The sequence below is a fragment of the Micromonospora sp. WMMD558 genome, assembly GCF_049315255.1.
GTDB lineage: Bacteria > Actinomycetota > Actinomycetes > Mycobacteriales > Micromonosporaceae > Micromonospora.
Genome location: NZ_CP186061.1, coordinates 1,795,236 through 1,818,184 on the forward strand (window position 1 = coordinate 1,795,236; position 22,949 = coordinate 1,818,184).

Consider the following 22,949-nt stretch of genomic DNA (forward strand, 5'->3'; position numbering starts at 1 on the left):
CGGCCCGACCGCGGCGGCGCCGGTCCGGACCGCCGGTGCTGTGGCGGTCGACACGGCGTCCGAAAAGCGCGGGATTTCGTCGTACCCCTGCGGCAGAGTGTCAGGGGTGACGGCGGACTTCACTCCTGACCGGGCGGCGCTGCGGAGCTGGCTGCCCGGGTTCATCGCCCTGGCCGCGATCTGGGGTTCCAGCTTCCTGTTCATCAAGGTCGGCATCCGGGAGCTGCACCCACTGCACCTCACCCTCTACCGGGTCGCCGCCGGCGCGGTGACGCTGCTCGTCGTGCTCGCCGTGCTGCGCGACCGGCTGCCCCGCGAGCCGCGGATCTGGGCCCACCTCTTCGTGATCGGGGCGCTCGGCGTGGCGGTCCCGTTCACCCTCTTCGGCTACGGCGAGCAGCGCGTCGAGTCCATGCTGGCGGGCATCTGGAACGCCACCACCCCGCTGATCGTGCTGCCGATGGCGGTGCTGGTCTTCCGCACCGAACGGCTGACGGCCCGCCGTGCCGTCGGGCTCGGGCTGGGCTTCGCCGGGGTGCTCGTGGTGCTCGGGGTGTGGGAGGGCGTCGGCGGCTCCCACTTCGCCGGCCAGCTGATGTGCTTCGGCGCGGCGGCCTGCTACGGCGTGGGGATCCCGTACCAGAAGAAGTTCGTGGCGGGCAGCGCCCACTCGGGGCTGTCGCTCTCCGCCGCGCAGCTGCTGATGGCGGTGGCGCAGCTCGCGATCGTCGCGCCGCTGGTGGCCGGCGCCCCGCCGGTGCCCACCGCCCTGTCCGGCGAGGTCGTCGCCAGCGTCCTCGCGCTCGGCGCGCTCGGCACCGGGCTGGCCTTCGTCATCAACCTGCGCAACATCCGGGTGGCCGGGGCGAGCACCGCCTCCACGGTCACCTACCTGATCCCGGTCTTCGCGGTGCTGATCGGAGCGCTCGTGCTCGACGAGCGCCTGACCTGGCACCAGCCGGTCGGCGCGCTGGTGGTGCTCCTCGGCGTCGCCGTCACCCAGGGCCTGATCGGCCGCCGACCGACGCCGACACCGGTGGGCACGCCGGCGGTGCCCGCCGCCGAGCCCGTGCTGCCCGGCCGGGCACCCTACTGACGCGGCTCCTGGCGCTTCGCGGCCCACACCACGAGCTGATCCGCCGGCCAGGTGTCGACGACCCGGTCGGCGGGGACGCCGCAGCGGGCGGCGCGTTCGCAGCCGAAGCGCTGCCAGTCGAGCTGCCCGGGGGCGTGCGCATCGGTGTTGATCGCGAAGAGGCAGCCGGCCTCCAACGCCCGCCGGATCAGTCGCTTCGGAGGATCCTGCCGCTCCGGCCGCGAATTGATCTCCACGGCGACGCCGCGTTCGGCGCAGGCCGCGAAGACCGCGTCCGCGTCGAAGTCGCTCTCGCCCCGGGTACGCGGGCGGTGCGCCCGGTCACCCGGGCCGGTCACGCCGGCCGGCCGGGACGACACCATCCGACCCGTGCAGTGACCGAGGATGTCCAGATGCGGGTTCGCGATGGCGGCCAGCATCCTGCGCGTCATCTTGCCGCGCTCGTCGTTGAGGCCGCTGTGCACCGAACCGACCACCACGTCGAGCCGGGCCAGCAGGTCCTCGTCCTGGTCCAGCGAACCGTCGGCGAGGATGTCCACCTCGATGCCGGTGAGGATCCGGAACCCCTCGGGCAGGGCCTCGTTGAGCTTCGCCACGTGGTCGAGCTGGCGGCGCAGCCGGTCGGCGGTGAGGCCGCGCGCCACCTTCAGCCGGGGCGAGTGGTCGGTCAACACCAGGTACTCGTGCCCCAGCTCGGCCGCGGCGAGCGCCATCTCCTCGATCGGTGAGCCGCCGTCGGACCAGTCGGAGTGGGTGTGGCAGTCACCGCGCAGGGCGGTACGCAGGGCGGTCGCCTCCGCGTCCAGGTCGGTCCCCTCGGTCGCGACCAGCCGGCGCAGGTAGACCGGCTCCTCACCGGCCAGCGACTCGACGACGCAGCGGGCGGTGACGTCGCCGACCCCGGACAGCTCGGTGAGCTTGCCGCTGCGCGCCCGCTCCGTCACCTCCTTCGCCGGCAGGGCGGCCAGGGCGTTCGCGGCGGACCGGAACGCGCGTACCCGGTAGGTGGCCTCGTTGGCGCGTTCCAGCAGGAACGCGATCCGGCGCAGGTCGGCGATGGGATCCCGGGCGGCCATGTCCTGCAACCTACGCGCCCACGCGGCCATTCGGGGGGACGAACCGGCGGCGCGGGGACCCGCCCGTCAGCCGGTCCGTGGCGCCTTCGGGCAGCCGTGCCGGCGGTGCCAGGCGGTCACCTCGGTCGCCGGGCTGCGGTCGATGCCGCGCCGCCACGCGTCCAGGTAGGGCGCCGGCCAGACCACACCGCGCCGGATCCACCAGCCGTCCTGCCCGGCGCACGGCGGCGAGATGCCGAAGTGCAGGTGGCAGACGTTGTTCGCGTTGCCGGTGCGGCCCACCGTGCCGAGTTGCTGACCGGCCCGCACCCGGACCCGGGGATCGATCCCGGCGGCGACCTCCGTCAGGTGCGAGCCGTAGTAGCGGACGCCGTCGTCGCCGAGCACCGAGACCGACAGCCCGCCGTTCCACGGGCCGAGCGGGCCGCGCCGGTCGAACCGGTCCACCCGGCTGACCTCCAGGACCGTCCCGTCGGTGACCGCCACGACCGGCTCCCCGCAGTCGGCGAAGATGTCCGTGCCGGGGTACGCCGAGTGGGTCGGGTGGTAGGCGACCTTGCGGGCGCGTACCGGGAAGACGTGCGTGAGCCCGGCGCGGGTCGGCGCCGCCGACGGGCCCCCGTAGGTCGCGGCGCCCGGCGCGGAACCGGGTGCCGACGCCGCCGGCTGGTCCGCCGTGGCCGGCGCGGTGGGCGTGCCGACGTCCGCCCCGGGCCGGGTCGTCGCGCAACCGGCGGCCAGCACCGACACGAGCAGCAGCAGGACCGGGTACACCGGGCGGTGCCCGGTCGACGGCGGGGGCATCGCGCCATCCTGACAGACCAGTACGGTGAGGACGAGAGGCGTGCGTGGCGGGAGGAGTGACCGTGACGAGCGATCCGTACGGCGGGTTCCGCCCACGTAGCCCGTCGGGGCTCTTCCCGTCCGGGCCGCCGGCACGGCCGACCTACCGGGAGCCGCACCCGGTCTCCGGGGGCGGTGTCGCCGCCGGTGGCGCCGGCGCGGCGGCGTGGCTGCTGCTGTTCGGGCTGCTCGGCACGAGCGTGCGGACGTACGCGTGGTGGACGCTCGTGGCCGGCGGCCTCGCCTGGCTGGTCGCCCTCCTGCTGGTGCGCCACGGCGACCGGGGCGTGGGCACCGGGATCGCCATCGTCACCGGTGGCGGGTGGAGCATCGCGGCGGCGATCGTGGTGGTCCGGTGGGCGACGAGCGGCGACTGGCCACTCTGGTGAGGTCGCGGTCCGTCGTGGCGCGGCTGCGCAGCGAAGCCCGTCTTGACGTGACCGTGTAGGCTGCCGCACCCTCGGCGGTATGGCCTGGACCACTCCGCGGCTCGACCCCGAACGCAGCCGCCGCCGCCTGCAACTCCTCGCCGAGTTGGCGGGTGCCCGGGCGGTACGCCAGCGGGAGCGGCCGCAGCGTCTCCGCAGCGAACGGCTGAAGCAGCTCATCGCCACCCGCCGCCGCCTCGTCGGGTGACCCCGACTTTCCCCAGGATTGGCCGGCCCTTCGGGGCGTTGACCGGTCGCCTGCCGACCCGACCGGCTAACGTGCACGCGTAACGGGTCGGCTGTAGGGGCGCCGAGGCAGTTTGGGGGGACCGTGTCGTATTTCGCTGCGGCGGTGGTGCGCGACGAGAGCGGCTGGACCGCCGCCGAGGTGAACCTGCGCGGGGTCACCGACATCGACGAGGTCGCCGAACGGTTGCGCGACGTCGACGGGGACGCCGACCTGTCGCTGCTCTTCGTCGAGGCCGAGGACGCGTACCTGGTGATCCTCCGCCTCGACGAGGGTGAGGACCTGCGGGTCTTCGGCTCCGACTCGGCGTACGCGGAGGAGTCCCGCCTGGGCGCGCTGCTGGTCGGTGACCTGAAGGCGTCGGTCACCGGCCTGGACGAGACCGAGGAGTCCCGCCCGGCCGGCGGTGACGAGGAGAGCGAGCAGCCGGCCGTCGACCCCGAGGCGGACCCGGTCGGCGACGCGGACCTCCTCGCCGACCTGGGCATCCCGGCGGCGAAGCTGCTGGCGCTCTGCACCCACGAGGGCATGCTGCCGGCCGACGTCACCGCCGAGATCTGCACGGTGCTGGGCTGCGCCGACGAGGTCGAGGAGTTGCGTGAGGTCTGAGCCGGGCGGGTCCGGTCCGGCGGCCGGAGGCGCACCGCTCCCGCACGGCGGCGAGCCGGCCGACGCCACCGACCCCGCCCTGGAGACGGTGCGACCGGGGCAGCCCACGCCCGGCCGGGCCGGGCGGGTCGGCCCGGGGGCGGACGAGGGGCTGGCCGAACCGGACGGCGCCGGTCGCCGGCAGCGGTACGAGCTGTGGATGCGCCGGGCGTTGGAGATCGCGGTGACCGGGGCGGACACGGCGGCCACCGCCGACGACGTTCCGGTCGGGGCCGTGCTGTACGGCCCGGACGGCGTGGAGTTGGCGACCGGCCGCAACGAGCGGGAGCTGACCGGTGACCCGACGGCGCACGCCGAGGTGCTGGCGCTGCGCCGGGCGGCCGAGCGGCTGGGGCGCTGGCGGCTCGACGGCTGCACCCTGGTGGTCACGCTGGAGCCGTGCACGATGTGCGCCGGCGCGCTGGTGCTGGCCCGGGTCTCGACCGTCGTCTTCGGAGCCTGGGAACCGAAGACCGGCGCGGCCGGCTCGCTCTGGGACGTGCTGCGGGACCGCCGGCTCAACCACCGCCCGGAGGTCTACGGCGGCGTCCTCGAGACCGAGACCGCCGCCGTCCTGCGCGCCTTCTTCCGCTGAGGGAGTAAGGAAGGGCCCCCTATTAACGCCTGCGGTAGTAAAAGGGTCCCTTCCTAACGCTCCGGGCGGAGCAGGGTCGCCGCCACCGCACGCGCGGCGTCGGTCCAGGGCGCCGGCCGCATGGTGGCCGGGTCCAGCCGGACGATCGCCCGCCGGCCGTCGGCGTACACCGTGGTGCCGTCGACCGACCGGAACTGGAACGCGTACTCGGCGCTGCTGGTGCCGAAGCGGTCGAGCCAGAAGTGCACCGCGACCGGGCCGGTGCCGGTGATCGGCGCCCGGAACGTGATCGCGAACTCGCGTACCGCGTGGAACACGTCCGGTGCGCTGTTCCCGCCCTGGAAGGCGACGCCCCGGTCGGCCCAGTACGGGGTCAGCGCCCGCTCCAGCAGTACCGCGTACCGGGCGTTGTGCAGGATCCCGAGGGCGTCGAGGTCGTCGAAGTGCACGGTGACGTGCTCGACGTGACCGAAGTCGACGGCGGGCGGGTCGGCGAGGGCGTGGCTCATGTGAGGCCTTCCGGTAGCAGGGTCGGGTCCGGGCACAGCGCCCGGAGGCGGTCCAGCACGCCGTGGCGGGCGTGCCGGTAGGCGGTGTCCGGCTCGAGCAGCCGGGACTGCATCGCGGCGCTCATCCCGAGCGCGTCGATCTCGTACGCCAGTTGGGCGACGTCCAGGTCGGCGGGGAGTTCGCCGGCGTCGACCGCCTGCTGGACGAGTTGTTCGAGGAAGGCCGTCCACCGGGCGTACGCCTCGGCCAGGCGGTCCCGAACCGGGCCGGGGCGGGCGTTGTACTCGAACTGGGTGTTGGCGAAGAAGCAGCCGCCGGGGAGCACCCGCGCCGCATAGAAGTCGATCCTGGCCTCGTGCAGCGCCCGGAGCCGGCGTACCCCGCGCGGGGCGCGCAGTGCCGGCTCGACGATCCGCTCCCGCCACTGCTCCACCGCCCGGTCGATCGCGGCGAGCTGGAGCGCCTCCTTGGATCGCCAGTGCGCGAAGAGCCCGGACTTGCTCACGCCCAGCGCGTCGGCGAGCTGCGCCAGGCTGAGCCCGTGCAGGCCGGCCTCGGTGGCCAGCACCACGGCGGCGTCCAGCGCGGCCGTGCGCGTCCGTTCACCCCGCACGAGGCGTCCGTCGACGGTCATGAGAGCAGCGTACTCAAAAAGCACGACCGGTCGTATTGTTTATGTCGGTGATCGCGCTCACCCTCGACGCACGCCGCCCCGCCACCCGGACGGGCGGCGGGGCGGCGGGACGGGTCTGCTCAGGCGATGATCGTGTCGAGGGCGATCTCCACCATCTGGCTGAACGTCTGCTCCCGCTCCTGCGACGTGGTCTTCTCGCCGGTGCGGATGTGGTCGCTCACCGTCAGGATCGTCAGCGCGCGGGCCCGGAACCGGGCCGCGATCGTGTAGAGCGCCGCCGACTCCATCTCCACCGCCAGGACGCCGTAGTCGGCGAGGGTGTCGTAGAGGTCCGGCCGGTCGGTGTAGAAGGCGTCCGCCGCCAGGATCGGCCCGACCCGCATGGTGATGCCGCGCCGCTCGGCGACCTCCACCGAGGTACGCAGCAGCCCGAAGTCGGCGACCGGCGCGTAGTCGATCAGCCCGTCGAAGCGCATCCGGTTCATGTTCGAGTCGGTGGACGACCCGATCGCGGCCACCACGTCACGCAGCTGGAGGTCCTCGGTGAGGGCGCCGCACGAGCCGACCCGGATGAGCGACTTCACGCCGTACTCGTTGACCAACTCGTGCGCGTAGATCGAGGCGGACGGCATGCCCATGCCGGAACCCTGCACGGAGACGTCGACGCCGTTCCAGCGGCCGGTGAAGCCGAGCATCCCGCGGACCGTCGAGTAGCACTGGGCACCCTCGAGGTAGGTCTCCGCGATCCACTTGGCCCGCAGCGGGTCGCCCGGCATCAGGACCCGCTCGGCGATCTCTCCCGGCTTAGCGCCGATGTGCGTACTCATGGCAAGGATCCTGCCAGGCCGCTCAGCGGCATACCGGTTCGGCGTCCGATCCCGCGGTCCTGTACCCTACTCGGCGGTGGTGTGTCCGAGTGGCCTAAGGAGCACGCCTCGAAAGCGTGTGAGGGTGCAAGCCCTCCGCGGGTTCAAATCCCGCCGCCACCGCTCGTGAACAGCGAGAACGCCCGGCAGGTCCGCGAGGATCGGCCGGGCGTTCCGCTTCCGGTCCCGGCTCCCGGTCACCAGCCGCCGGCCACCGCGAACGCGATGAAGATGAGCAGGGCCAGGGGCAGGGCCACGGCCAGTGCGAGCATCCGTTGCCGGCTTCCGCTCCCGATCAGCGCGACGACCAGAAGGCCGAGCGCGACGTCGATGACGACGTTCCACAGGAGGCCGGGAGGGTAGTTGGGATCGTTCGCATTGCGGGCGTACCTGGTCGCCTCCTCGAAGAACACGGCGGCCGGCAGTGCCGTCCCGACGATCTGTCGCCAGCCCGTTCCACGCGCCCAGGTGCCGCCGATGCCGAAGACCACGCCGGCCAGGACACCGAAGACCATCCAGAGCAGCGACGACGGTGCCCACACCACGGCCAACTCGTCTCCTTGGACGAGCGTTGCCGCCAGGTAGTAGCTGGGCACCGCCACGACGAGCAGGACGGCGGCGCCCAGGGCCGCGCGCAACCAGCCCGACCGGACCCAGCAGCCGAAGGCGAAGGCGGCGACTGCCCACGTGGCGGTGGAGTTGCCGAGTTCGGCGAGGGGGTACGGCACGAACTTGATCCACAAGAAGTCGAGGAAGCCGAGCAGGAAGCCTCCCGCGACGGCGGTGAGTGCCAACGTTCGATGGTCGGGGCGCACGGCGAGCAGCATACTCAGTATGCTTTCGCCGGTGGTCGGTCGGTCAGAGCTTCCGACCGCGCACGTCGCGGGCGACGATGCCGTCCAGTGGGGTTCCCGGCGCCAGCTTGCGCGGTTCGAACCAGAAGATCACCACCTGCGGATCCTCACTCCACCGCGCCTGCCGGGCCGTGATCTGCCGGCCGTCGACGGTGCCGACGATCCGCTGCGCGGGTCCGACGAAGTACCCGAAGGTGGGCACCTGCGGCTTCGTCGGTACGGGTCCGGCCTGGTCGTAGCCGATCGCGTGGAATCCGGGCCGGCGGTCACTGCCCTCCACGTCGTTGGCCAGGAAGTCCGAGGTCAGCGTCCCGTCGGCGGTGCGGCGGCCGGCGACCAACCCGATCGTCACCCGAGGCTGTCGGGGCAGGTCGACCCGGACGAAGTAGAAGACCCGCTCCTCGCCGCCGTACCGGATCCCGCTGTCCACCACGTCGCCGACCGGTCGCGGTTCCTGGGTGCCTTCGGTCGGGCCGGGGGCCGCCGTCGGGTGGGCGGGTGCGGTGGCGACCGGAGCGGGCTGGGGCTCCGGCTGCGGCGGGCGGTCTCCCAGCACGCCGACCGCTACGCCGAGGACGACCGCCACCGACAGCGCCGCCCCGCCGGCGCCGGCGAGCTGGCGCCGCCGACGGATCCGGCGGCCCTCACGCATGATGGTGCCCAGGTCGAGGGCGCCCCGGGGGGCGCGTTCCGTCGCCCGCATGGCCTGGCGGAGCTGCTCCACCTCGTTCATCGGCACGCCTCCTGCGCATCGCGTACGCGGCCGGTGGTGCGCAGCTTCTGCAGGGCTCGTGAACTGGTGCTCTTGACCGTGCCGACCGACACGTTCAGCTCGCGGGCCACCTGGGCCTCCGGAAGGTCGAAGTAGTACCGCAGGACGACGATGGCGCGCTCGCGGGGGCTGAGCGAGCCGAGGATCGCGAGCAGCCAGCGTCGGGTGGCGACCTCGTCGGCGATGTCGTCCCGACGTTGCTCCGGGAGCTCCTCGGTGGGGTACTCGCGGATCGGGCGTCGCCAGCCGTCGATGAGGTGGTTGACCAGCACCGAGCGGGCGTACCCGTACGCGTCGTCGTCCTGGATCCGGGACCACGACGCGTACGTCCGGACCAGGGCGGTCTGCGCCGCGTCCTCGGCCTGGTGGTGGTTGCCGGTCATCAGGTAGGCGGCATGCACCAGCCGCCCGGACGCCGCCCGGGCGAACTCGACGAACTCCGCGTCACCCCGAGCCATGCCGGCCCTTCCCACACCTCACGCCGGACAGGACGAGCGGCACGGCGGAAAGGTTGAGCCCCTGCGACACCAACTTTGCGACCGAACCACCCGTCCTTCCCGCTGCGCAGCGCCGACGGGCGCTGACCAGCGAGGAGAACCACATGGCAGGCAAGAATACGAGACTGATTCGCGTCAGCGCGGTGTCGGGGCTGGTGCTGGTCGCACTGGTCACGGGGTGCTCGGCGCCGACGGCTGGTCGGTCAGCGGTCCCGGCCGCCGGTGCCGCCACCTCGGCACCCGAGGTGTCGGTGCCGGCGCCCAGGCCGGCCCGGAAGGCGACCCCGGTCAGTTATCCCGCCAGCGGCGGCAACCGGTGGCGAATCGCCGTCGCCGAGCCGTCACGGCCGCAGGGCACCGGACGGTTGTGGCGCTACCGGGTGGCGGTCGAGCGCGACATCCAGGGCCTTCCCGTGGCCGAATTCGCGGCCGAGGTGACCAGAACCTTGAACGACCCCCAGGGCTGGAGCGCCGGCGGGACGCTGCGACTGCGCCGGGTCGGCGCGGACCAACCCGCCGACTTCACCGTCTACCTGGCCACCCCCGGCACCCGTGACGCGCTGTGCCAGGACCAGGCGGACGGCTACACCTCGTGCCGCAACGGCCACCGTGTGGTGCTCAACGTGGCTCGCTGGGTGAAGGGAGTGCCGCGCTACGGGGCCAGCCTTGCCGCCTACCGCCGGTACATGATCAACCACGAGGTGGGGCACCGCCTCGGCCACGGTCACGAGCTGTGCCCCGGGCGGGGCCGCCCGGCACCCGTCATGCAGCAGCAGACGCTCGGCCTGCACGGCTGCACGGCCAACGCGATGCCGTACCTCGACGGTGAGCGCTACACCGGTCCTCCGGGGGCGTACGACGATCCCATTCCGCCCGCCGAGCGCGGCCGGCCCGCCTGAACCAGCAGCCCGCCGGTTGACGGAGCGCCCGGGGGACCCGGGCGCTTCGTCCGCGGCCGGGTCAGCAGGGGCCGTGGCCCTCGTCGAAGGCGCGCTGGGCCCAGTCGGCGTACCCGGCGATGACCTTGCGGACCGCCTGCCCGTCGTGCAGGAAGAGGTACGCCCGGTCGCCGTCCCGGACGAGCAGGCCGTCGAACCGGTGCGTCCCCTGTGGAGCGTCGAGGTGTCGCGCCTCCGGGTAGCGTTGCCGGACCTCGGCGAGCGGCGTGCCGGCGGCGACCCCTTCGGGCGTGCGTACCGGGTCGCCGACCCAGAGCAGGACCAGCCGGTCCTCCACGAAGATCGGGCTGACCGTCTCGTGCCCGGCCAGCATCGGGCCGCAGGCGTCGACGTCCGTCCGGAGTATGCCCCGCCGGGTGAGTTCGTCCTCGGTGTCGCCGAAGTCCACATCGGCCAGTCCGTCGAGGTCGACCACGGTGACCGCGCCGGCCGGCTCGCCCACGGCGATCCGGTCCGGTATGGCAGGACCGCTGCCCGCGATCGAGGCAGCGGTCATCAGCGCGGCGATGAGGCCGAATTGTCGCAATTTCATGGAATCCCCCAGTCCCCAACGGAACGGGGCCCATCTGGTTGCTGGCCGATGCCGGATTGCCGCTCTTCCCACTCCTCGGCCAGCTCGTCCCAGTAGTCGACGGTCAGCCCGCGTCGCCCGTGCGCCAGCCAGCCGGCCGTGTCCCGCTCGACGTGCAACCCCAACTCGGCGAACGAGTCGATCCAGGTGCCGGGCTCCACGCCCAGCTCGACGAGGGCGGCGTTGATCGGCCACTCGCCGCGCGGCCCGTCGAACACCGCGTCGAAGCGCGGCCCCCAGGATCGCGCGCCGCCGAGCCACACCACCGCCGCCTGGTGCCCGAGGCCGCCGGCGAACACCGCCTCGACGTACGCGATCGGCCCCCGCCGGGACCAGCGGGCCAGCACCCCGGTCAGCGCGGGGGAGAGCACCAGCGTGAACGGCTGCTCCGGATCGGGCTCGCCGGCCGTGTAGTCCGGCGGTGCCCCGGTCAGCTCCTCCACCAGCTGCGGGGTCACCGGCAGCAGCGCGAAGTCCTGGCGCAACCCGCCGAGGACCGCGTGTTCCAGCTCGCGGGTCTCCTCACGGAGCAGCTCGACGTCCGCGACGACCGCGCTGAGCTGGTATCCCACCCGGCCAGTATCACCGGGGCGTGGCCCGGTCCGCTGACCCGGCGGGTGCGGGCCGCCCGCCCCGGGGAACGGGACAGTCGAGGCGAGTGTGGCCACGGCAACGACGAAGGGCCGGTCCCCGAGGGGCCGGCCCTACCGTTGTGCTGCTCTGCTCTGGCGAGCGGAGGATACGAGATTCGAACTCGTGAGGGTGTTAACCCAACACGCTTTCCAAGCGTGCGCCCTAGGCCTCTAGGCGAATCCTCCGCGGAACAGGATACAGGGCCCGTCGGGATCGCCCACCCCACCACCCCCGGAGGATCGACCACGGGTCGGGTACGCTTGGCGTACCCCCCGTGCGGCGTGCATCTCGTGAACCTCCCCAGGGCCGGAAGGCAGCAAGGATAAGCGGGCTCTGACGGGTGCACGGGGGGCCTTTCGTCGGTAGGCCGTGATCCACTCGACATGCGGCACGTCGGGGTGTCCCGGCCTGCGGGCACCGCCGGATGCCGCAACCCGAGTCGATCATGTGAAGCCCTGAGGTCGGGCCGGGGTGGTGGGTGGTCACCCACGCCGGACGGGCGCAGAATGGCCCGGTCGAGAGGAGGCGGGACGCCGTGGCGCTGGCGCTCTACCGCAAGTACCGGCCGCGTACCTTCGCCGAGGTCATCGGGCAGGAGCACGTCACCGAGCCGCTGTCGCAGGCGTTGCGTAGCGGCCGGCTCAACCACGCGTACCTCTTCTCCGGCCCGCGCGGCTGCGGCAAGACCTCCAGCGCCCGCATCCTGGCCCGCTCGCTCAACTGTGCGCACGGCCCCACCCCCGAGCCGTGCGGCGCCTGCGACTCGTGCCGGGCGCTCGCCACCGACGGCGCCGGCTCGATCGACGTCATCGAGATCGACGCGGCCAGCCACGGCGGCGTCGACGACGCGCGCGAACTGCGCGAGAAGGCGTTCTTCGCGCCGGCCCAGAGCCGCTTCAAGATCTACGTCATCGACGAGGCGCACATGGTCTCGTCGGCCGGCTTCAACGCCCTGCTCAAGCTGGTCGAGGAACCGCCGGAGTACGTCAAGTTCATCTTCGCCACCACCGAGCCGGAGAAGGTCCTCGGCACGATCAAGTCGCGGACCCACCACTACCCCTTCCGGCTGATCCCGCCGAAGATCCTCCGGCCGTACCTGGAACAGCTCTGCCAGGCGGAGGGCGTCCAGGTGGAACCGGCGGTCTTCCCGCTGGTGGTGCGGGCCGGCGGTGGTAGCGCCCGGGACAGCCTCTCCGTGCTCGACCAGCTCATCGCCGGCGCCGGTCCCGAGGGCGTCACCTACGCCCGGGCCGCCGCGCTGCTCGGCGTCACTGACTCCGCGCTGATCGACGAGATGTGCGATGCGCTCGCCGCCGGGGACGGGGCGGCCGCCTACGCCACCGTCGACCGGGTCGCCGAGGCCGGCCACGACCCGCGGCGGTTCGCGTCCGACCTGCTGGAGCGGCTGCGTGACCTGATCGTCCTCCAGCAGGTCCCGGACGCCGTGGCCAAGGGGCTCATCGACGGCCCGGACGACCAGGTCGAGCGGATGACCGCCCAGGCCCAGCGGCTCGGGCCCGGCACCCTGTCCCGGTGCGCCGACATCGTGCACAACGGCCTGGTGGACATGCGCGGCACCACCGCTCCGCGCCTGCTGCTGGAGCTGATCTGCGCCCGCATGCTGCTGCCCGGCGCCGACGACACGACCGGCGGCCTTCTCCAGCGCCTGGAACGCATGGAGCGCCGGCTCACGCTCGCCGGCACCGACGCGCCGCCGGCCGCCGCCGGCTCCGCGCCCGCCGCCGACCCCCAGGGGGTACGCGCGGCGTCTCCCGCCCCGCCCGCGGCTGCCGCCGCGGTCACGACCGACCCCGCCGGCCCGCCGGCGGCTCCCGGCGCCCCGTCCGGGGTGGCCGCCGCCCGCGCCGCCGCCGCGAGTGCCGGTGCCCGTGCCGGGGCGACCGCCCAGCCGGGTGCCGCCGCCGGCGCCCGTGCCGGGGCGACCGCCCACCCGGGTGCGGCCGCCGGCGCCGGTGCCCCTGCCGGGGTGACCGCCCAGCCCGGGGCCGGCGCCGCTGCGGGCGTCGACGGGCCGTCTCCGGTCCACGACGCCCCGACCCACGCCGGTCCGGATGCCGGGGCCGGGCAGGCCGGCAGCGCCGGGTCCAGTGCGGTGGCGGACGTCGCTGCCGACGCCCGGGGTCCTGCCGCGGCGGCTGACTCCGCGGGCGCGGCTCGCCGGGTCCCGCCGTCCGCCGTGATGCCCGACCCGGTGACCCCCGCCCCGCCCCGCCCCGGCGCGGCCGCCCCGGGTGCCCTGGACGCGGTCGCGGTACGTCGGGTCTGGCCTGAGGTCGTCGGCAAGGTCAACCGCACCAACAAGCGGATCGCGGCCCTGATGCGGGACGCGGTCGTCCGCGACCTCGACGGTGACACGCTGGTGCTGACGGTGAAGTCGTCGGTGCTGGCGCGGATGATGTCCGACCACGCCGCGGTGCTCGCCGACGCGCTCTACGAGGAGTTGGGCGGGCGCTGGCAGATCCGCTGCGAGGTTGCCGGTGAGCGGGGCGGGGCGCCGCTCGGCGGCCCCTCCCGTCCGGCCGCCCCGGCCCGGCCGGCCGCCGCCACCCCGGCTGCTCCGAGCTCGGCACCGCTGCCCGCCCCGACCCGCCCGGACAGTGACCGGCCGGCCGGCGGAAGCGGGCCCGGAATCGCCGACGGCGAGGACGAGGACTGGCCCGAACCCGCCCGACCCGGTGGCGCCTCTCCCGCGCCGGTCGCCGCGCCCGCCGAGGCCGTGGAGGACTGGCCGCAGGCGGCGCGCCCGGGTGGCGCGGTGGCCCCGGCTGACCCTGACCCGCCCGTACCGTCGGACGCCGGCGCCGCCCCGGAGGACGCGGGCGGGCCGACCGTTCCGGCTACGCCGGCCGCCGTACCCAGGCCGGCCGGGCCGGCGGTGTCGCAGGCCGGCGCCGCGTCGGTGAGCAGCGCGATCGCCGCCGCCCGCGCGGCGGCGGCCGGGGCCGGCAAGGGGCAGCGTCCCACCCCGGCGGCCCGGCAGACGGCCGATCCGGACTGGGCCGGCGAGCCGCCGTACGACCCGGACTACGACGGTCCGGTGCGCGGTGGCGACACCCCGCCGGCCGCCCCGGTGTACGAGGGGTTCGACCCGGGCGACGAGCCGCTGGACGAGGTGATCGACGAGCGGACGGCCCGGCAGTCCAGCGAGGAGCAGGCGGTACGGCTGCTCCGCGAGGCGTTCGGCGCCGAGAAGATCAACGAGGTCGACGCCCGGTAGTCGGGTCGACGTCCGGTGGACGGGTGATCGACTCCGTGCCGGCGGCATCGCGGTGTCCTGTCGCCCGGAGACCCCGAAGCCGGCGGCGTCGAGTGGATCTCGGCCGGGCGGGAAGCGCCGCGCGGTAGGGGTCAGTCCCAGCGACTAGGCTGGGCGGCGGCCGAGCAGACGAGTGCGAGAAGGAGCCATCCGTGCGCCCAGGTGGACAGCCGAACATGCAGCAGATGCTGAAGCAGGCGCAGAAGATGCAGCAGCAGATCGCCAAGGCGCAGGCCGAGCTCGCCGAGGCGGAGCTGACCGGCACCGCGGGCGGCGGCCTGGTCACCGCGACCGTCGCCGGCACCGGGGAGCTCAAGTCCATCAAGATCGACCCGAAGGCGGTCGACCCGGAGGACGTGGAGACCCTGGAGGACCTGGTGGTCGCGGCTGTGCACAACGCGGCGGAGGCGGCCCGGGAGCTGACCGAGAAGAAGATGGGCCCGGTCGCGGGCGGGATGGGCGGCCTCGGCCTGCCCGGTTTCTGAGCCGCCGATGTACGAGGGCGCCATCCAGGACCTGATCGACGAGCTGGGCCGGCTGCCGGGTGTCGGCCCGAAGAGCGCCCAGCGCATCGCCTTCCACGTCCTGTCCGCGGACCCGGCCGACGTGAACCGGCTGGCCGGCGCGCTGCGCAAGGTCAAGGAGCTGGTGCGGTTCTGCACCAGTTGCTACAACGTCGCCGAGTCCGAGCAGTGCCGGATCTGCCGCGACCCGCGCCGCACCGACGAGGTGCTCTGCGTGGTCGAGGAGCCGAAGGACGTGGTGGCCATCGAGCGGACCGGTGAGTTCCGCGGCCGCTACCACGTGCTCGGTGGTGCCATCAATCCGCTGGAGGGCATCGGCCCCGACAACCTGCGCATTCGGGAGTTGATGACCCGGCTGGGCAGCGGCGCGGTGAAGGAGCTGATCCTCGCCACCGATCCGAACACGGAGGGCGAGGCGACCGCCACGTACCTGGCGCTGATGGTCAAGCCGATGGGCATCGCCGTGACCCGGCTGGCCAGCGGTCTCCCGGTCGGCGGCGACCTGGAGTACGCCGACGAGATCACGCTGGGCCGTGCCTTCGAGGGGCGCCGGGCGGTCTGAGGCGTCGCTGAGCAGGCTCGGCGGGTCTGACACCGAGGGGGCAGAAAGGTCAAGTCGACGTAACAGTTTGGCATCGTGGACGCGGATCGTTCGGTGATGCCGGCTGTTTACCTTCGATTCTTCGGCCAGATCGCAGGCAAGACACGATCCGATACCAACCGTCCACCCGGCAGTTTCGGCACCGTCGACCTGGGAGCTATGGTCACCGCCATCGGTGGCCCCTGTCACCGCGTTGTCCGTACCCCCAAGGACGAGGTGAAGCACCATGCGTGCATCCAGGCCGAAGGCCGCTATCGCGGCTGTCGCGGTCGCGGCCCTCGCGGTAGCCGGCTGCGCCGAGAGCAACCGCGATGATTCTTCCGGCGGTAGCAAGAAGGACACCCTCGTCTTCGGCGTAGCCGGAGACCCGAAGGTGCTCGACCCGAGCTTCGCCAGCGACGGTGAGTCGCTCCGTGTGGCACGTCAGGTCTTCGAGACGCTGGTCCGTCCGGAGGAGGGTGGCACCAAGGTCACCCCCGGTCTGGCCGAGTCCTGGACTCCGGACGCCGCCGGCACCACGTGGACCTTCAAGCTCCGCTCGGGCGTGAAGTTCCACGACGGCACCGACTTCAACGCCGAGGCCGTCTGCAAGAACTTCGACCGCTGGTACAACGCCAAGGGCCTCATGCAGAGCCCGGACGTGACCGCGTACTGGCAGGACGTCATGGGCGGCTTCGCCAAGAACGAGGACGAGACGCTCCCGCCGAGCCTCTTCAAGTCCTGCACCGCCAAGGACGCCACCACCGTCGACCTGAGCTTCACCCGGGTCTCCAGCAAGATCCCGGCCGCGCTGATGCTGCCGTCGTTCTCCATCCACAGCCCGAAGGCGCTGGAGCAGTACGACGCCAGCAACGTCGGTGGCACCGCCGAGGACATCAAGTACCCGGCGTACGCGACGGAGCACCCGACCGGCACCGGCCCGTTCAAGTTCAAGGCCTGGGACGTCGCCAACAAGACGCTCACCATCGAGCGCAACGACGACTACTGGGGCAACAAGGCCAAGCTGAAGACCATCATCTTCAAGACGATCTCGGACGAGAACGCGCGCAAGCAGGCGCTCCGCTCGGGTGACATCCAGGGCTACGACCTGGTCGGCCCGGCGGACGTCGAGCCGCTGAAGAGCGAGGGCTTCAACGTCCTGACCCGTCCGGCGTTCAACATCCTCTACCTGGCGATCAACCAGAACGGGAACCCGAAGCTGAAGGACCTCAAGGTCCGGCAGGCGATCGCGCACGCGCTCAACCGCCAGGCCCTGGTCGACTCGAAGCTGCCCCCGGGCGCCAAGGTCGCGGTGAACTTCATGCCGGACACCGTCGAGGGCTGGAACGGCGACGTCACCAAGTACGAGTACGACGTCAACAAGGCCAAGCAGCTGCTGGCCGAGGCCGGCGCGTCGAACCTGACCCTGCGGTTCCACTACCCGACCGAGGTCACCCGGCCGTACATGCCGAACCCGAAGGACCTGTTCGAGCTGCTCTCGGCGGACCTCCAGGCGGTCGGCATCAAGGTCGAGCCGATCCCGCTGAAGTGGAGCCCGGACTACCTGAACGCCACCACCTCCGGTAACAAGCACGACCTGCACTTCCTCGGGTGGACCGGCGACTACGGCGACGGTTACAACTTCATCGGCACCTTCTTCGACCGGCAGAAGGACGAGTGGGGCTTCAACAACCCCGCCCTCTTCGACCAGTTCAAGGACGCCGACACCACCGCCGACCAGGCGGCCCGGACGGAGAAGTACAAGGCCCTGAACAAGGCCATCATGGACTTCCTGCCGGGTGTCCCGGTGTCGCACTCGCCGCCGGCGATCGTGTTCGGCAAGGACGTGACCGGCATCAAGGCCAGCCCGCTCACCGACGAGCGGTACGCCACCGCCGAGTTCAAGTCCTGATCTGACGCAAGGACCGCGGGCGGGCGCTGTTTCGACAGCGTCCGCCCGCGCCCCTCCCCACCCATTTCGAGGCCACCGTGTTCCGGTTCATCGTCAGACGCCTGCTGCAGCTGATACCGACGCTGTTCGGGCTCTCCCTCCTGCTGTTCATCTGGCTCCGCCGCCTGCCCGGCGGTCCCGAGACCGCCATCCTCGGCGAGCGCGGCACGCCCGAGATGCGCGCGGCGATCCGCCGCAGCATGGGTCTCGACGAGCCGATCCTGGTGCAGTACGGCCGCTTCGTCCGGCGGTTGATCCGGCTCGACCTGGGCACCTCGACCTCGACCAAGCGCTCGGTGGTCAGCGAGTTCCTGGAGCGTTTCCCCGGCACGGTCGAGCTGACCGTCACGGCGCTGGTGATCGCGATCGGGATCGGCATCCCGCTGGGTTACCTGGCCGCCCGCCGCCGGGGTCGGCTCCTCGACCACCTGTCCGTCGGCGGCTCGCTGATCGGGATCTGCATCCCCGTCTTCTTCCTCGCGTACGTGCTCAAGGCGATCTTCTCGGAGAACCTCGGCTGGTTCCCGTCCAGCGGACGCCAGGACCCGACCATCGACGCCACCCGGATCACGAACTTCTTCGTCCTCGACGGGATCCTGACCCGGGAGTGGGACGCCGCCGCCGACGCCATCTGGCACCTCGTGCTGCCGGGCCTCGCGCTGGCCAGCATCCCGCTCGCGGTCATCGTCCGGATCACCCGGGCCAGCGTGCTCGAAGTGATCAACGAGGACTTCGTGCGGACCGCCGAGGCCAAGGGCCTGACCGAGCGGACCGTCCGGGGCCGGCACGTGCTGCGTAACGCCATGCTCCCGGTGGTCACCTCGATCGGTCTGCAGACCGGTCTGCTGCTCTCCGGTGCGGTGCTGACCGAGACCGTCTTCGCGTTCACCGGCATCGGGGCCTTCATCGCCGAGGCGATCAACCAGCGTGACTACCCGGTGCTGTTGGGCTTCATCATGATCATTGCGGTGGTGTACGTGCTGGTGAACCTCCTGGTCGACCTCTCCTACAGCCTGATCGACCCGAGGGTGAGGGTCCGATGACGATCACCACCGGCAGGAAGAAGGAAAAGCTCGACCGGCTCGCCGAACTGGCCGCCCGGGACGACGAGCGCGGCGTCAGCCTCTGGCAGGAGGCGTTCCGGCGGGTGCGCCGCAACCCCGCGGCCATCATCGGCGCGGTGATCCTGACGATCTTCGTCCTGGTCGCGCTGATCGGTCCGTTCCTCGTCCCGTACAGCCCGACCGACACGATCGGCATCCGGGAGGGCCTGATCCGACCGGGTGTCATCCCCGGCCCGGACGGCGACCACTGGCTCGGTTACGACCACCAGGGCCGGGACGAGTTCAGCCGGCTGATCGTCGGCGCCCGGCAGACCCTGCTGGTGGGCGTGGTCTCCACGCTGATCGGTCTGGCCATCGGTGCGCTGATCGGCGGGGTCGCCGGCGCCGCCGCCGGGCTGGGCGGCCGGTGGGGGCGGGCCGTCGACAACGTCCTGATGCGCTTCATCGACATGCTGCTGGCCATGCCGAGCCTGCTGCTCGCGGTGAGCATCGCCGCCCTGCTCGGGGCCAGCCTGACCACCGTGATGATCGCGGTCGGCGTGGTCTCGGTGCCGGTCTTCGCCCGGCTGCTGCGGGGCTCGATGATCGCTCAGGCCAACAGCGACTACGTCCTCGCCGCCACCTCCCTCGGCGTCAAGAAGCCGAAGATCGCGCTGAGCCACGTGGTGCCGAACTCGCTCGCCCCGGTGATCGTGCAGGCCACCCTCACGCTGGCCACCGCGATCATCGAGGCCGCCGCGCTCTCGTTCCTCGGCCTCGGCAACCCGAACACGGCGGTGCCCGAGTGGGGCGTCATGCTCGCCGACGCGCAGCAGTACCTCGGCGTCCGGCCGGGGCTGGCCATCTACCCGGCGGTCGCCATCATCATCACCGCGCTCGGCTTCACCCTGCTCGGTGAGGCGATGCGCGAGGCCCTCGACCCGAAGCTGCGGAAGTAGGTCTGCCATGGCACTGCTCGAAGTGGACGACCTCTCCGTCACCTTCGCCCGGCGCGGTCAGCGCACCGTGCACGCCGTCGACGGGGTCTCGTTCTCCGTCGACGCCGGTGAGGTCGTCGGCCTGGTCGGCGAGTCCGGCTGCGGCAAGAGCGTCACCTCACTGGCGATCATGGGGCTGCTCCCCAAGCAGCCGGGTCTGCGGGTCGGCGGCAAGGCCGTCTTCGACGGCACCGACCTTCTCCAGCTCGACGACCGGTCCCGCCGCGACATCCGCGGTCGCGATGTCGCCATGATCTTCCAGGACCCGCTGTCGTCGCTGAACCCGGTCATCCCCATCGGATTGCAGGTCACCGAGGTGCTCACCCGGCACCGCGGGATGAAGGGCGCGGCGGCGGAGAAGGAGGCGGCCCAGCTGTTGGACCGGGTCGGCATCCCTGACCCGAAGCGTCGCCTGAAGGAGTACCCGCACCAGCTCTCCGGCGGCATGCGGCAGCGTGCCCTGATCGCCATGGCGGTGGCCTGCCGGCCCCGCCTGCTGATCGCGGACGAGCCGACCACCGCGCTGGACGTCACCATCCAGGCGCAGATCCTGGAGCTGCTCAAGGAGCTGGTCCGGGACTCGGGCACCGCGCTGGTGATGATCACGCACGACCTGGGTGTGGTCGCCGGCATGTGCGACACCATCAACGTGCTCTACGCGGGCCGGGTGGTGGAGACGGCACGACGGCGTCCGCTGTTCCGGGAGCCGCGGCACCCGTACACCGTGGGTCTGCTCGGTTCGGTGCCGCGCCTCGACGGCGGGCGCGGTGAGCGACTGACCCCGATCCCCGGCTCGGTGCGCGACGTGCTGTCGTGGCCGGACGGGTGTGCGTTCGCCCCGCGCTGCTCCCGGCGGATCGACGCCTGCCTGGGTGAACCGCCGGCGGTGGTGCTCACCCATGACGGCCGCAGCTACCGGTGCATCAACCCGGCGCCGCTGCCCGGGATGACGCCGGCCGAGGAGATCGTGGGCGCGGTGCCGTCGGACGCCGAGCCCGGCTCGGTGCCGGCGCAGGCCGTCCCGAACGACCCGCCGGCGGTGCCGGGCCTCGGTCCCGCCCCGCGCGAGGAGGAGACAGCGTGACGGACAACGACATCCTCGTCGAGGTACGCGACCTGAAGGTGCACTTCCCGATCAAGCGGGGGGTGATCTTCGACCGCACCGTCGGCCACGTCAAGGCCGTGGACGGTGTCGACCTGCGGATCCCGCGCGGGAAGACGTACGGCCTGGTGGGCGAGTCCGGCTGCGGCAAGTCGACGCTCGGCCGGGCGCTGCTCCAGCTGACCCCGCCCACCGACGGCGAGGTGGTCTTCGACGGCGTCGAGCTTACGAAGCTGCCGGCGGGCAGGCTGCGGTCGATGCGCCGCCGGATGCAGATGATCTTCCAGGACCCGATGTCCAGCCTGGATCCCCGGCAGAACGTCGAGTCGATCCTCACCGAGGGCCTCCACACCCACGGGATCGGCGGCAACCGGGACGAGCGGCGGAAGATCATCGGCGAGACGCTCGACAAGGTGGGCCTGCCCCGCTGGGCGCTCTCCCGCTACCCGCACGAGTTCTCCGGCGGGCAGCGGCAGCGCATCGGCATCGCCCGGGCGTTGGTGCTCGGGCCCGAACTGATCGTCGCCGACGAGCCGGTCTCCGCGCTCGACGTCTCGATCCAGGCCCAGGTGGTCAACCTCCTCGACGAACTCCAGGAGAGCCTCGGCCTGACCTACCTGGTGATCGCCCACGACCTGGCCGTCGTCCGGCACATCTCCGACACCGTCGGCGTGATGTACCTGGGGGCGCTGGTGGAGGAGGCGCCGAGCGACCGGCTCTACACCGAGCCGCTGCACCCGTACACGCGGGCGCTGATGTCGGCGGTGCCGGTTCCCGACCCGGACGTCGAGGACCGCCGGGAGCGGATCCTGCTCGCGGGTGATCTGCCCTCGCCGGCCAACCCGCCGGCGGGCTGCCGGTTCCACACCCGCTGCCCGTGGGCGCAGCCGACCCGCTGCGCCGACGAGCGGCCGGCGTTGCGTGAGATCGGTGGCAGCCGGGTGGCCTGTCACTGGGCCGAGCAGATCGCCAGCGGCGAACTCCGCCCGCACAAGGTCGAGGTGCAGATCACCCGCCCGCTCGACGAGGGCGAGGACCCGCACACCGTGTCGGCACCCAGCGAGCCCGGCTCGTACGTCTGAGTGGAAGGAAGGGCCCCTTCTTAACGCCTGGCGTATAGGAAGGGGCCCTTCCTAACACCTGTGTGTCAGCCTTCGGGACGGTGCAGCAGGGCGACCGCGATCGTGTGCACGGCGTCCAGCCCGGTGGGCTCGGCCAGGGCGGCCCGCCCGCCGGTCACCGCGTACCACTCGTCCGCCTCCCGATACTGAACCCTGAGCGTGACCTGGCCGTCGGCGTACTCCGTGCGGAGCGTCAGTTCGCCGGTGACCACGCCGACCTCGTCGGTCATCACCCCGCCCGGGCCCGGGACGATGTCGGCCATGCGGGCCTGCGGCCCGGCGGCCGGACTGCCGGCGTCGGCGCTCATCCCGGCGCCCGGCGTGCCTCCGCCCGGGGCGCCGGTGGTGTCCGCGCTCATGCCGGCACCGGGCACCGCGGTGCCGGCGTTGCCGTCCGCCGCCATGCCGGCGGTGGTCGAGGTCGGGTCGCCTCCGGTCACGGCTTGCTCGCCCATGTGCAGCCCTCCAGCATCTCGGCCAGGGCGGCCTTCTCGGCACTGGTCACCGTGAGCCGCCAGTGGTGCTTGACCGTGACCCAGCTCTCCGCGTAGCGGCACCAGTACGACCGGTTCGCCGGCCTCCACTGGGACGGATCCTGATCACCCTTTGCCCGGTTGGAGGTGCGCGAAACCGCGATGAGCTGCGGCAGTTCGGTGTCGTTGGCGAAGTCGCCCCGCTTCGCGTCGGTCCACTCGTCGGCGCCGGAGCGCCAGGCGTTGGCGAGCGGCACCATGTGATCGACATCCACGTCGGACGGATCGGTGAGGACGCGGCCGTCGTACACGCTCTCCCAACGCCCGGCCACGACGTTGCAGCCGGAGAGCTTGATGTCCTCACCGTCGCGCTTGAGCACCGTGTCCCGCACGTCGCAGTTCTTGCCGGTCTCCCGCCAGTGTGGGAAGTGGTCGCGGCTGTAGCCCCGCATCGAGCCGGCGCCGGCCACCGTCAGCTCGGCCAGCTTCTCCACGGCGCTCCCGCCGTCGCTGGTCGGCGTCGTGTCGGGTTCCGGGACCGGCGCGCAGGCGGTCACGCCGAGCGCCAGCGCCGCCGCGAGCGCCGCGGCGGCTCGCGGTCCTGATCTGGTACGCACAGACGACACCTCTCCAGCTTGGGGGCTCCCGGCG

Annotated in this window: 26 protein-coding genes, 2 tRNA genes and 1 other RNA gene; 16 read left to right on the forward strand and 13 right to left on the reverse strand. The window is 72.5% G+C overall.

All coding sequences use genetic code 11. The annotated features are described in order from the left end of the window. The first annotated feature begins 106 nt into the window (after positions 1–106). Positions 107–1,096 carry a DMT family transporter gene (locus ACN26Y_RS08745; protein ID WP_366602047.1) on the forward strand — a complete coding sequence of 330 codons (990 nt, stop codon included), beginning with the start codon at positions 107–109 and terminating at the stop codon, positions 1,094–1,096. Here ACN26Y_RS08745 and ACN26Y_RS08750 read toward each other — a convergent pair. Both ACN26Y_RS08750 and ACN26Y_RS08755 read right to left on the reverse strand, forming a co-directional pair. Next, positions 1,090–2,172 (reverse strand): PHP domain-containing protein, encoded by a 1,083-nt coding sequence (locus tag ACN26Y_RS08750; protein WP_155329791.1) that lies wholly within the window; start codon positions 2,170–2,172, stop codon positions 1,090–1,092. The genes ACN26Y_RS08745 and ACN26Y_RS08750 overlap by 7 nt on opposite strands. A gap of 66 nt (positions 2,173–2,238) precedes the next feature. Continuing rightward, the gene (locus ACN26Y_RS08755; RefSeq protein WP_155329792.1) at positions 2,239–2,976 is read right to left on the reverse strand and encodes a M23 family metallopeptidase; all 738 of its coding nucleotides are present in this window, start codon (positions 2,974–2,976) and stop codon (positions 2,239–2,241) included. Positions 2,977–3,038: 62 nt separating this feature from the next. On the opposite strand from ACN26Y_RS08755, the gene ACN26Y_RS08760 reads away from it, so the two are divergent. The 4 genes from ACN26Y_RS08760 (at position 3,039) to ACN26Y_RS08775 (ending at position 4,933) form a co-directional block, all read left to right on the forward strand. Then, complete coding sequence (locus tag ACN26Y_RS08760; protein WP_155329793.1) at positions 3,039–3,404, forward strand: hypothetical protein; 366 nt, start codon at positions 3,039–3,041, stop codon at positions 3,402–3,404. A gap of 79 nt (positions 3,405–3,483) precedes the next feature. Further along, positions 3,484–3,651, forward strand: coding sequence for a hypothetical protein (locus ACN26Y_RS08765; protein ID WP_196255818.1), 168 nt, complete (start codon positions 3,484–3,486; stop codon positions 3,649–3,651). A 123-nt stretch (positions 3,652–3,774) separates the two neighbouring features. After that, on the forward strand, positions 3,775–4,299 hold the full coding sequence (locus tag ACN26Y_RS08770) for a tRNA adenosine deaminase-associated protein (RefSeq protein WP_155329794.1): 525 nt from the start codon (positions 3,775–3,777) through the stop codon (positions 4,297–4,299). A 199-nt stretch (positions 4,300–4,498) separates the two neighbouring features. Continuing rightward, positions 4,499–4,933: a nucleoside deaminase gene (locus ACN26Y_RS08775; RefSeq protein WP_155334005.1), complete on the forward strand. Its 435-nt coding sequence runs from the start codon at positions 4,499–4,501 to the stop codon at positions 4,931–4,933. A 53-nt stretch (positions 4,934–4,986) separates the two neighbouring features. Here ACN26Y_RS08775 and ACN26Y_RS08780 read toward each other — a convergent pair whose 3' ends face one another. The 3 genes from ACN26Y_RS08780 to deoD form a co-directional block, all read right to left on the reverse strand. Further along, entirely contained in the window at positions 4,987–5,442 is a 456-nt protein-coding gene (locus tag ACN26Y_RS08780) for an acyl-CoA thioesterase (RefSeq protein ID WP_155329795.1), read from the reverse strand. Beyond that, complete coding sequence (locus tag ACN26Y_RS08785) at positions 5,439–6,077, reverse strand: TetR/AcrR family transcriptional regulator (protein ID WP_155329796.1); 639 nt, start codon at positions 6,075–6,077, stop codon at positions 5,439–5,441. The genes ACN26Y_RS08780 and ACN26Y_RS08785 overlap by 4 nt, the downstream gene beginning before the upstream one ends. A gap of 119 nt (positions 6,078–6,196) precedes the next feature. Beyond that, entirely contained in the window at positions 6,197–6,904 is a 708-nt protein-coding gene (deoD, locus tag ACN26Y_RS08790; protein WP_155329797.1) for a purine-nucleoside phosphorylase, read from the reverse strand. A gap of 75 nt (positions 6,905–6,979) precedes the next feature. On the opposite strand from deoD, the gene ACN26Y_RS08795 reads away from it, so the two are divergent. Next, a tRNA-Ser gene (locus ACN26Y_RS08795) sits at positions 6,980–7,066 on the forward strand. Positions 7,067–7,140: 74 nt separating this feature from the next. Here the strand turns inward: ACN26Y_RS08795 and ACN26Y_RS08800 are convergent. Genes ACN26Y_RS08800 through ACN26Y_RS08810 form a run of 3 tightly spaced genes read right to left on the reverse strand, consistent with a single transcriptional unit; the run spans position 7,141 to position 9,027 of the window. Further along, the gene (locus ACN26Y_RS08800) at positions 7,141–7,770 is read right to left on the reverse strand and encodes a DUF6518 family protein (protein WP_155329818.1); all 630 of its coding nucleotides are present in this window, start codon (positions 7,768–7,770) and stop codon (positions 7,141–7,143) included. Positions 7,771–7,801: 31 nt separating this feature from the next. Next, complete coding sequence (locus tag ACN26Y_RS08805; RefSeq protein ID WP_422734576.1) at positions 7,802–8,530, reverse strand: hypothetical protein; 729 nt, start codon at positions 8,528–8,530, stop codon at positions 7,802–7,804. After that, positions 8,527–9,027 (reverse strand): SigE family RNA polymerase sigma factor, encoded by a 501-nt coding sequence (locus tag ACN26Y_RS08810; protein ID WP_155329820.1) that lies wholly within the window; start codon positions 9,025–9,027, stop codon positions 8,527–8,529. The genes ACN26Y_RS08805 and ACN26Y_RS08810 overlap by 4 nt, the downstream gene beginning before the upstream one ends. A 143-nt stretch (positions 9,028–9,170) precedes the next feature. Here ACN26Y_RS08810 and ACN26Y_RS08815 point away from each other — a divergent pair, with 143 nt between their 5' ends. After that, positions 9,171–9,965 (forward strand): DUF3152 domain-containing protein, encoded by a 795-nt coding sequence (locus ACN26Y_RS08815; protein WP_422734577.1) that lies wholly within the window; start codon positions 9,171–9,173, stop codon positions 9,963–9,965. 61 nt (positions 9,966–10,026) lie between these two features. On the opposite strand, the gene ACN26Y_RS08820 is transcribed toward ACN26Y_RS08815, so the two are convergent. The 3 genes from ACN26Y_RS08820 to ACN26Y_RS08830 all read right to left on the reverse strand — a co-directional run bounded on the left by ACN26Y_RS08820 (position 10,027) and on the right by ACN26Y_RS08830 (position 11,414). Further along, positions 10,027–10,521, reverse strand: a complete 495-nt coding sequence (locus ACN26Y_RS08820; protein ID WP_422734913.1) for a hypothetical protein — start codon at positions 10,519–10,521, stop codon at positions 10,027–10,029. 32 nt (positions 10,522–10,553) lie between these two features. Beyond that, complete coding sequence (locus ACN26Y_RS08825) at positions 10,554–11,168, reverse strand: hypothetical protein (RefSeq protein ID WP_422734578.1); 615 nt, start codon at positions 11,166–11,168, stop codon at positions 10,554–10,556. A gap of 161 nt (positions 11,169–11,329) precedes the next feature. Then, a tRNA-Ser gene (locus tag ACN26Y_RS08830) sits at positions 11,330–11,414 on the reverse strand. Between the two features lie 81 nt (positions 11,415–11,495). On the opposite strand from ACN26Y_RS08830, the gene ffs reads away from it, so the two are divergent. The 9 genes from ffs to ACN26Y_RS08875 all read left to right on the forward strand — a co-directional run bounded on the left by ffs (position 11,496) and on the right by ACN26Y_RS08875 (position 21,786). Continuing rightward, positions 11,496–11,586, forward strand: an RNA gene (gene ffs / locus ACN26Y_RS08835) — signal recognition particle sRNA small type. A 178-nt stretch (positions 11,587–11,764) separates the two neighbouring features. Beyond that, the gene (locus ACN26Y_RS08840) at positions 11,765–14,467 is read left to right on the forward strand and encodes a DNA polymerase III subunit gamma and tau (protein WP_422734579.1); all 2,703 of its coding nucleotides are present in this window, start codon (positions 11,765–11,767) and stop codon (positions 14,465–14,467) included. A 215-nt stretch (positions 14,468–14,682) separates the two neighbouring features. Beyond that, the gene (locus tag ACN26Y_RS08845; RefSeq protein ID WP_230689043.1) at positions 14,683–14,991 is read left to right on the forward strand and encodes a YbaB/EbfC family nucleoid-associated protein; all 309 of its coding nucleotides are present in this window, start codon (positions 14,683–14,685) and stop codon (positions 14,989–14,991) included. A gap of 7 nt (positions 14,992–14,998) precedes the next feature. Then, positions 14,999–15,592, forward strand: coding sequence for a recombination mediator RecR (gene recR, locus ACN26Y_RS08850; protein WP_155329823.1), 594 nt, complete (start codon positions 14,999–15,001; stop codon positions 15,590–15,592). A 265-nt stretch (positions 15,593–15,857) separates the two neighbouring features. Beyond that, complete coding sequence (locus ACN26Y_RS08855) at positions 15,858–17,522, forward strand: ABC transporter substrate-binding protein (RefSeq protein WP_155329824.1); 1,665 nt, start codon at positions 15,858–15,860, stop codon at positions 17,520–17,522. A 77-nt stretch (positions 17,523–17,599) separates the two neighbouring features. Further along, positions 17,600–18,604, forward strand: a complete 1,005-nt coding sequence (locus ACN26Y_RS08860; protein WP_155329825.1) for an ABC transporter permease — start codon at positions 17,600–17,602, stop codon at positions 18,602–18,604. Beyond that, entirely contained in the window at positions 18,601–19,563 is a 963-nt protein-coding gene (locus tag ACN26Y_RS08865) for an ABC transporter permease (RefSeq protein WP_155329826.1), read from the forward strand. The genes ACN26Y_RS08860 and ACN26Y_RS08865 overlap by 4 nt, the downstream gene beginning before the upstream one ends. 7 nt (positions 19,564–19,570) lie before the next feature. Next, positions 19,571–20,686: an ABC transporter ATP-binding protein gene (locus tag ACN26Y_RS08870; protein WP_155329827.1), complete on the forward strand. Its 1,116-nt coding sequence runs from the start codon at positions 19,571–19,573 to the stop codon at positions 20,684–20,686. Next, on the forward strand, positions 20,683–21,786 hold the full coding sequence (locus tag ACN26Y_RS08875) for an ABC transporter ATP-binding protein (protein ID WP_155329828.1): 1,104 nt from the start codon (positions 20,683–20,685) through the stop codon (positions 21,784–21,786). Before ACN26Y_RS08870 ends, ACN26Y_RS08875 begins: the two co-directional genes overlap by 4 nt. Positions 21,787–21,851: 65 nt before the next feature. Here ACN26Y_RS08875 and ACN26Y_RS08880 read toward each other — a convergent pair whose 3' ends face one another. Both ACN26Y_RS08880 and ACN26Y_RS08885 read right to left on the reverse strand, forming a co-directional pair. Further along, positions 21,852–22,280, reverse strand: a complete 429-nt coding sequence (locus ACN26Y_RS08880; protein WP_155329829.1) for a hypothetical protein — start codon at positions 22,278–22,280, stop codon at positions 21,852–21,854. Next, positions 22,262–22,924 (reverse strand): HNH endonuclease family protein, encoded by a 663-nt coding sequence (locus ACN26Y_RS08885; RefSeq protein WP_196255821.1) that lies wholly within the window; start codon positions 22,922–22,924, stop codon positions 22,262–22,264. The genes ACN26Y_RS08880 and ACN26Y_RS08885 overlap by 19 nt, the downstream gene beginning before the upstream one ends. Positions 22,925–22,949: the final 25 nt, after the last annotated feature.